Below are 8,789 nucleotides of genomic sequence, written 5' to 3' on the forward strand. Positions count from 1 at the left end.
TCTAAGTATATCCTCTGTAGGGCTCGCTTGTATGTCTGTTTCTTGGGGATAATACCCAGGATCTTTAGTGGTGGGCTAAGGCTCCCTAGGATATGAAATAATACCCCCGAAGATCCAAAGGCAAGAGTGTGCGGGCGAAATCATACGTCGGCCCTGGGGGGGGTACCCAGACAAAGCAAAGGGCGGTGGCACTAGGTCAAGCCTAGCACCACCGCCCTCATTAGGAGGTATTACACCTATTAGGAGAGGCTACTTAGCCAGTGGGAAGCGGAAGAGCTTATCACCATCCTTCACAAAGGTTGCCCCCTGGAGGTTCGTGAAGTGATGCCCATTGGCCGACCAGTCCCAGATCTGTGTCTCATCGTCACTGATCGTACCCGTAGCATGGTCGTACTTCTTACCATTCATGGGGTAGTAGGCGACGAGATTGGTGTCCTTAGGATCGGCCATCTTCCATACATTCGCAGCGATCTGCTGAGGAGTACGAGCGACCTTGTAGAAGCGGAGCTCACGTATCATACCACGAGTGGTGCTGAGCCAGAAGCCACCGAGCTTATAATCTCCATCACGGACAGCCTGCTGGAGAACGAGGTGTCCATTGGAGTAAACAGAGACATTCGCACCATCGTAGACGAAGGAGAACATGTACCACTTGTTATCCTCCAGAGGCATCACATCCTTAGAGAGAGTAAGGTCGGTACCGCCCGTACGGAGGAACGAGCCCTCCTTACCTACGACAGGATAGATCTCGCTCTTGTCATCACCAGATCCGACGAACTTCGTACCAGCAAGAGCGCCGTTGATGTTACTACGATTGACCATTACCTCCATCGTCCACTGAGGTACGGAGATGTTCTCAGTGAAGTAGGTAGCGATCTCGTTACTTGTATTGATACGCATCACCTTGGTCTCGGTAGCCTGATCGACGATGATCATAGCCTCACTCTGCCCACCGATAGCATGTGTCCCCTCACCATTGAGCTTGAGGGGAAGGGCAAAGATCTGCCCAGCAGCAAAGGTCACGTTCTTGAGCTTGACAGGTACGGGAGCCGCGATCTGTCCAGCAGGGATTGTCACCGAGGAGCTGATCTCATACATCGAGGAGGGAAGGAGCGTATAGCTCGTACCGTTCTTGGCATTGTAGGCATCCAGCTGAGCCTGTGAGCCGACAGTGAAGCCGACAGTGACCGCAGAGGTAGCGGGTCTGACGAGGGTGACACGAGGACCCTGAGCATTCTCAGAGGCTCCGTCTAGGAGGAAGATCTGTGTCTGCTCCTGCCCCTGGATATAGACGCCCTGCTCTACCTTGTGGGTCTTAGCTGGATCTTCGTAGAGCTCATTCTGACAGCTAGCTAGCAGACCGACTGCTAGTAGCATATATGCTAGTCTTTTCATTTATGTTGTCGTAGCTGTTAGAGGATTATTGGAAGGCTTCCTTCTGAGTCTCGCTGACTCGGTTACCAGCATTGAGCGCCTGACGGAGGAAGCGATAGTTCCCTCCCTCGGTATCGAGCTCCATGTGATAGGTACCGATACCAGCGATACGCTTGCCATTAGGCATGATCATACGAGCATAGTCCATGATCTGACGACCTGCGTCTAGCTTCTGGATCTCAGCTCTAGAGCTTGTATAGGTCGGGAGTCCTCCAGTCTTGGCGTACTTCTGGAACTCTAGGGTGAGGAAGGTCTTACCCTCCCAGTTATCTAGATGTGAGCCCTGGCGCATCTTAGCCTGAGCTGCTGCGGTCGTAGACTCGTCATAAGCCTGATAGACGTAGAAGTTGATCATCTTAGAGGCCTCAGCTGAGAGTTTGTAGGGCTCCCCGTCGAAGAGCAGGATACGGCCCTTAGGCTGGAGACGATCGTAGAGCGTCTTGACGAAGGTGTACATCCCGATATTCCTATCCTCAGAAGCGTCGATGATATCAGCTTCTTCGCCTACATAGGCGGCAGCAGGATACTTCTTCCAATCATAGTAATAGGTCTCTCCATCCTGTTCATAGGCCTGAATAGCTGTAGCCAAGTTTCCACTACCTCCATAATAGGGCTCGTAGTCGATGTCGAAGCCATCAAGGTCATACTTCTCGATGGTGTCACAGATCGCATTGGCGTAGGCCTTGACTCCCTCGAGGAAGTCGCCACCACCCTTCTCTGTCACCCAGTAGTCCACGGCACTCTTACCCTTGGGGGTGAGCTGGTCACCGAGATTGGAGACGATCCAGCAGAGGAGCACCTTACCACCCTTGACTTCACGGAAGAACTTTAGGTCAGTCTTCTGAGCCTCGGTGAGGTCACCATGCGTACCCCAGAGGGAGACGATATCTACGCTATCGGGGAGCATACGGAGGTACTTCTGTGGGTCGGTACCCTTAGCTGTCCAGCCACCGAACCAGCCGAAGCCACGCACGTGAGGCGTCTGCTTCCAGGCACGGAGCTTGGCATAGTACTCCTTCTGCTCAGGAGAGAGCTGATCGGGGCTAGTCATCTCGATTATAGGGACGGCACGCTTGAGCCCTTGCTGGTTGTCGAAGGTGAGTTTCTCCTCATCCGTCCACTTGCTACAAGCGACAGTAGAGAGAGCCGTTAGGGCAACCAACGCATATTTTAGCATCTTCATAGATGTTCGTTGTTAAGAGGGATTACTGTTTAGGACGATTGTCACGTACCCACCAGAGTGGGGTCTTCCCGAGGTCTTCACCACCGAGGAGGCTAGGGATAACCTTCAGGTTGGGGTTGCTTGCATAGGCAGAGGCTGGGAAGGAGAATCGCTCAGGAGCACGCATGCTGGCGTCACCACCGATACGCGAAGGTGCGCCCGTGTCCGCAGGCTTCATGATGAAGGGATAGCCCGTACGACGGTACTCCGTCCAAGCCTCGTAGGCGTTGGGGTAGAGAGCGAGGTACTTCTGCGTGATGATCTTCTGGAGCTGGACCTCGGTCGCGTTACGGTTAGCATCGACATCAGTCCAGCTAGGAGATACATTCCCCGAGGAGATGTTGTCGCTGTATCGACCGATATAGGGGTTGTTCGCCACCGTAGTAGCGGCAGGCGTAGTCCCCGTCTGTGCTAGATAAGCCGTAGCATCACCAGCACCGTTCTCAGAGAAGGACTGACGTACCCCCTGCTCATAGTAGTCCTTAGCAGACCCAGTAGAGACGAGGCCATAGAGAGCGGCCTCGGAGAGGAGGAAGTAGGTCTCAGAGGCACGGAACCAGTAGAGCGGAGTAGCATTCACGAAGTTAGGCTTCGATGCATACTGGGGCGTATTAGGCCCTTCCTTCTTCGACTCGTTGTTCGTCGGAGCGAGGAAGTAATATCCCTGCATACCACGATGCGTCCCTTGAGTGAAGTACTTGGGTAGACGTGGGTCACTATAGCCCTGGAGATATGACCAGATAGTAGCACCCATACGAGTCTCGTTGTACTGATCGATCGAGATCAAGGCTGGATGACCAAGAGGCTGCTTCTCAGAGTCTCCGATCTTAGCCTCATCATCAGTCGTCTCGATAACCCCACCATTAGCTTCATCTAGAGCCTTAGCGATGTACTCCTTGGCAAGGGCTTCGTCCTTGAAGTGTACACGTACAGCCATACGTAGCATGAGCGAGTTAGCTAGCTTTACCCACTTAGTAGCATCTCCGTTGTAGACGAGATCGTAGCGGGCTAGGACTGGCTCACGAGCCTCGAGTAGAACCTTTGCGCACTTCTCTAGCTCGGCGAGCATGCCCTTGTAGACTTCCTTTTGGCCGTCGGGGGTAGGGGTGATGTCCCCTGTCCCAGCCTTGGTGTAGACGATAGGGCCGAAGGCATCGGTGGCACGTAGCCAACCGACGATCTTGACGACATTAGCCATCGCCAGGATCTGCTGTACTTGGAGGTTGTCCTGAGCACGCTTAGCCTGGGTGTGGATAGGAAGCCAAGACTTGGCCACGTCACCATAGAGCAGACCATAGAGCAGACCCATACGGCCGTTGGTGAAGGTCCATGTACCCTCGGTATTGAAATTCCAGTTATTGTTATTCCCGTAGTAGCCGATGTAGTTACCCGTGGAGATAAGCTCGAGCACCTGCATGCTGTTACCTGGGCTGGTATCGCCAGCAGGGCCAATGGGCATGACGGTACGCTGGAGGTCCATCATAGCCAGACCATAGCTCAGTCCACCCTGGTTCAGCTCCTCGTCGGTGATGCCAGTACGGCTTGTATTGATCTCTTCCTGATTGCACGAGCTGAGGAGTACACCTAGTGCGAGAGCAGGGAGGACGACTAGTTTCTTGAATGTCATACGATATATACGTACTTGATAAAATGAGGGAGAGGACTAGATACCCAGCTTAATGCTAGCACCGATGGTACGCTGGCTGGGGAGCATGAAGTAGTCGTATCCCTGCCCGAAGGTACCCGTAGAGCCAGTGAGCTCGGGGTCGTAGGGAGCCTTGTTGTAGATCATCCAGAGGTTGGTGGCATAGAGAGAGACACCGACGTTCTTGAAGGTCTTACCCAGGATACTCTTGGGGAGGTTATAGCTGAGGCTCAGCTCCTGGAGGCGAACATTCGTCGCAGAATAGACGTAGTAGGAGTCGAGGTTGTACACAGCGTCATAGTACTGCTGAGGAGCGATCGTCAGACCCCGACCGATGTTGATACCACCAGCATCACGGGCGTCAGCAGATGCCTGTGAGACACCGAACTTGTCGAGAGCAGCCTGCGTCTTAGAGATCACGATACCGCCGAGACGAGCTGTGAAGAGGACGTTCAGATCAAAGCCCTTGAAGGACACACCGTGCTTCCACCCGAGGTTCCACTTAGCATTCACAGAGCCGAGCTTATAGGGCTCAGTAGGCTCGGTGACGAGGGACTGACCAGGGGTATACTCGACGTACCCGTTAGCATCACGCTTGATACGCTCACTAGCATAGACATCACCGAGCTCGCCACCCTCACGTAGACGGAAGCGCCCCTTGGCGATATCCGTCAGGTCAAAGACCTCGCCCGTGATGGGGTTCTTCACCCCAGAGGCTAGCTTGATGATCTTATTGCGGTTAGCAGTAGCCGTTACGCTCGTGCTATAGTCTACGGGGCCGAACTTCTTGTTGAGGCCTAGCGTCATCTCGACACCACGGTTGCGCACATTACCGGCCTGCACATAGAGCTTCTTGTAGCCCGTACCTGGGTCAAGGTCGGTCTCTAGGAGCTGATTGAGCGTATTGGACTGATAGATGGTAGCACCGAAGGTCAGAGCACCACCGAACCAACGAGAGTCGATACCGAGCTCGACGGAGCGTGTACGCTCAGCCTTGAGGTCTGGCAGGGGATAGTAGTCGAAGGGCTCGACCTTGCCACTGCGCATGCTGTGGGTGATCGTACCAGGAGTAAGACCTGTGAAGGGGATGGGTGAACCCACCTCCGTGTACGAGGTACGTACCTTCAGGAAGGAAAGAGCTGGACGGAGCTTAGCACGCACGTCATTGGGGAGCAGGTCCGTAACGACAGCAGATAGACCGACAGAGGGGTAGAAGATCCAGGGATCGACGCTACCGACAAGCTGCGAAGGCTTGTCCGTACGACCCGTCAGAGTGAGGTAGACAGCATTGCGCCAAGCGAGTTCTGCAGAGCCGAAGACGGCGAAGTTGCTCTTACGAGAAGAGGACTGTGAGCCACCGCTCTGTAGAGGATTGGTATTGGCGAAGATGAACTTGTTGGGGATCAGGGAGAGGTGACCACCGAAGCCCTGCCCCTTGTTGTCATACTCCTCATAGGATGTACCGAGGGTAGCCGTGAGGTTGAAGTCCTCGGAGAGGGCGCTATTGTAGTTGGCCATGAAGTCCACATACTTCTGCTTGAAGTAGTTGTTATCAGCCGAGTAGTACCCGAGAGGCTTAGAGAAGACGCTTGAGGTAGAGGCGTAGAGCTTCGTCTCACGCTCGGTGTAGGTATTGTCGAGACGGACACGACCAGTGAAGTTGATCTTCTTGTTCAGCTCATACTTCAGCGAACCGAAGAACATATAGCGGTCGTTGGTCTCGGGGTGGAGGTTGCGGTAAGCGACCCAGTAAGGGTTCTGCACGTCCATACCCATGCTCCCAGGTGACCACTGCTGGACGTAGAAGCCCTGCTGTGCATCATAGCGCTCGAAGTACTTCTCCTGATCGAAGTTCTGACCACGTGGATAGAGGTAAGCACCTACGATGGGGTTGAAGTAAGCACCATAGGAGATCATGTTGTTGGCATAGTCACGGATATAGCTAGCCGAGACATCCAGTGTGAGCTTGTCGTCGAGGAACTTGCTCGTGTTACGTACCGAAGCATTGTAGCGGTGGTACTTGTTGTTGGGGACGATCCCCTTAGCGTTGATCGCAGAGGCGGAGAAGTAAGTCTGGTTCTTGTCCGTCCCTACAGAGAAGTTGAAGGAGTTATTGAACGTCACCCCACGATTGTAGAAGTCACGTACCTTGTAGTCCGAGGGAGTAGCGAGCTTGTCACCCCAGGAGGTGTACTGCCCAGGTGCATTACCATAAGTATTCTGGAACTTAGGCAGCATGAAGGGGCTAGCTGTCTCGACTGCACTGGAGAAGTTCACACGGAGCTTACCAGCAGCACCCTTCTTGGTATTGATGAGGATGACCCCGTTAGCAGCCGAGGCACCATAGAGCGCAGCTGCCGAAGGCCCAGTGAGGACACTAATAGATTCGATATCATCGGGATTGATGCTGGAGATCCCTTCACCAGAGGCACGACCGGAGCCGAAGCCAGAGCCGTCACCGCCACGGTCGGCGCTGTTACCAACGGGCACACCATCGATCACATAGAGGACGTTGTTATCCCCCGAGATAGACTTGTTACCACGCATGACGACACGAGTAGCACCACCTACGCCGGAGGCACTACGCTGGATGTTCACCCCAGCGACCTTACCATTGAGGCTGTTCATGAAGTTGGCATCCTTGACTGTCGTCAGAGCGTCATTCTTGACCTCCTGCACATTATAGCTGAGCGCCTTCTGCGAACGCTTGATCCCGAGGGCGGTCACGACGACTGTCTCGAGCTGCTTGTCAGCACTAGCGAGCTCGATCCTGAGCTCTGTTCGATCTGCGACAGCTACCTCCTTGGTTGTATAGCCGATATAGGAGACCACTAGGATGGCTCCTGCCTTAACATTCTTGATGGTGAACTTCCCGTCCATGTCGGTCAGTGCACCCTGTCCTGTCACTCCCTTGACAGAGACCGTAGCACCCGTGAGGGGCCCATGATCAGCAGCATCGACCACGACACCACTTACACTCTTGCCCTGCGCCGAGGCGGTCACCACGACGAGGAAGAGGCTCATGAGGAGTAATAATACTTTCTTCATATATAGTAATTAAACACACTGGGCAGCAGGCAACGGAAGAGGGGATAGCTCCCCAACACCTACCTAGACGACAAAACGTGCCATGACATGATACCCCGCCGAGCGACGTATCGTGCTGACTCGTTGCTTATCCTAAATAGAATGCATCTGTACCGTGAATACCTGTCTGCAATCTTCGGCGGCAAAATTAGGTAAAAAAGCCTTCCCCATACCCACTTTCTACCGACCCTCACTTAATAAAATATTTAAGGAAGTTAGTGACTTATATACCAACTAGATACCCACCCCTCCCGGAAGGGTAAAAAATCCCCACTTACGGCCTTCGACGAAGTTTTTACAGAAGGATCATCCATACCCTTCCCTTTTTCACCTACCCTTCGCCCACTATTTTCATTATTCCCCTCTGTCGATTATCCCCCATCCATCAGCCTCTATCTTGAGCCACCCTACCCTCCCTTATTCTAGCCTTCCCCAGACCCACTATTTACAGCATTCGTCCCTCCTTACACTCTCGCCTACCTCTTCCCTCCTCGCCCTCCCACCTACCCTATCCCTTACGAAGGCCTTACCCATCTACCCCCAGAGGCCTTTGCCCCCTTTGCATACCGCCATCCTCTAGCCCCAGCCTATCCCACCCCGAAAGCACCCCAACATCCGCCGTGCTAACTCGCTCTGTATCGGGCATTCCGAGAGGGGGCTGACGAACATACCGAGAAGGCAAGAGCGGACTCGGTAAGAGCGTCCTCGTCACCTATGTAAGGTGATTGGTGCGCTCTTACCGAGTCCCCTCTGGGGCTCTTAACTAGTAAATAAAAGACCTATCCTGAACATCCCAAGAGACACCTCACAGCGGGCTGTGTGAAGGAGGGGCAATATACCACCGCTCTCCTCGGCTTCTTGGACTTACCTGCACTCCTCTTGTCGTAGGAGATTATAAGCGCAGACTCGTAGCTCCTCTGCGCCCAGACTTCCTCCCCTTGTTCTTTAGAGGAGGGCAATATGCTCTCACCTTATTCCCTTGGGGAGGGCTCTACACTCCCCCCTTTGTGCCCCTAGTGTGAGGGGTGGTTGTGTACACGTGTGTACACAGATGTGTACAGGCGTGTACACTGTTGTATACACACGTGTACACACCTTCGCTCTCGGTATGTTCCCGAGGAGCGGGATATCGACCTAGCTAAGGCCTTGGCTATATCGGCGATACGTAGCTCCACTGAGGGAGCCAAACCGACGAGAGGTGAGGGGCTCTCTAGGCTCGTCCCCATTCGCCTAGTGTCACATTTATTGGGTGGCCTGGGTAGATGCAGAGAGGAATATTTGGTAGAAAGGGAAATAAAATGTACCTTTGCACTCGCAAACTCCTCTAAGAGGGTGCACGTAGAGGCTCCGTAGCTCAACTGAATAGAGCATCTGACTACGGATCAGAAGGTTACAGGTTTG

At 53.7% G+C, this 8,789-nt stretch carries 4 protein-coding genes; all 4 read right to left on the bottom strand.

Features of this window, described 5'->3' with window-relative positions; translation table 11 throughout:
• Positions 1–249: 249 nt before the first annotated feature.
• The 4 genes from QZ554_RS07410 to QZ554_RS07425 are packed head-to-tail and all read right to left on the bottom strand — an operon-like array spanning position 250 to position 7,349.
• On the bottom strand, positions 250–1,395 hold the full coding sequence (locus QZ554_RS07410; protein WP_297195495.1) for a DUF1735 domain-containing protein: 1,146 nt from the start codon (positions 1,393–1,395) through the stop codon (positions 250–252).
• A 25-nt stretch (positions 1,396–1,420) separates the two neighbouring features.
• Positions 1,421–2,617, bottom strand: coding sequence for a glycoside hydrolase family 18 (locus QZ554_RS07415; protein WP_297195497.1), 1,197 nt, complete (start codon positions 2,615–2,617; stop codon positions 1,421–1,423).
• A 22-nt stretch (positions 2,618–2,639) separates the two neighbouring features.
• A complete protein-coding gene (locus tag QZ554_RS07420) occupies positions 2,640–4,283 on the bottom strand; it encodes a SusD/RagB family nutrient-binding outer membrane lipoprotein (protein WP_297195499.1) in 1,644 nt (547 codons plus the stop codon).
• A gap of 36 nt (positions 4,284–4,319) precedes the next feature.
• Positions 4,320–7,349 carry a SusC/RagA family TonB-linked outer membrane protein gene (locus QZ554_RS07425; RefSeq protein ID WP_297195501.1) on the bottom strand — a complete coding sequence of 1,010 codons (3,030 nt, stop codon included), beginning with the start codon at positions 7,347–7,349 and terminating at the stop codon, positions 4,320–4,322.
• Positions 7,350–8,789: the final 1,440 nt, after the last annotated feature.

Source organism: uncultured Porphyromonas sp. (genome assembly GCF_915070105.1).
GTDB lineage: Bacteria > Bacteroidota > Bacteroidia > Bacteroidales > Porphyromonadaceae > Porphyromonas.

Excerpts from the sequence above, each read along its gene's own strand:
- QZ554_RS07410 (WP_297195495.1), bottom strand. The coding sequence starts at position 1,395 with ATGAAAAGACTAGCATATATGCTACTAGCAGTCGGTCTGCTAGCTAGC.
- QZ554_RS07415 (WP_297195497.1), bottom strand. The coding sequence starts at position 2,617 with ATGAAGATGCTAAAATATGCGTTGGTTGCCCTAACGGCTCTCTCTACT.
- QZ554_RS07420 (WP_297195499.1), bottom strand. The coding sequence starts at position 4,283 with ATGACATTCAAGAAACTAGTCGTCCTCCCTGCTCTCGCACTAGGTGTA.
- QZ554_RS07425 (WP_297195501.1), bottom strand. The coding sequence starts at position 7,349 with ATGAAGAAAGTATTATTACTCCTCATGAGCCTCTTCCTCGTCGTGGTG.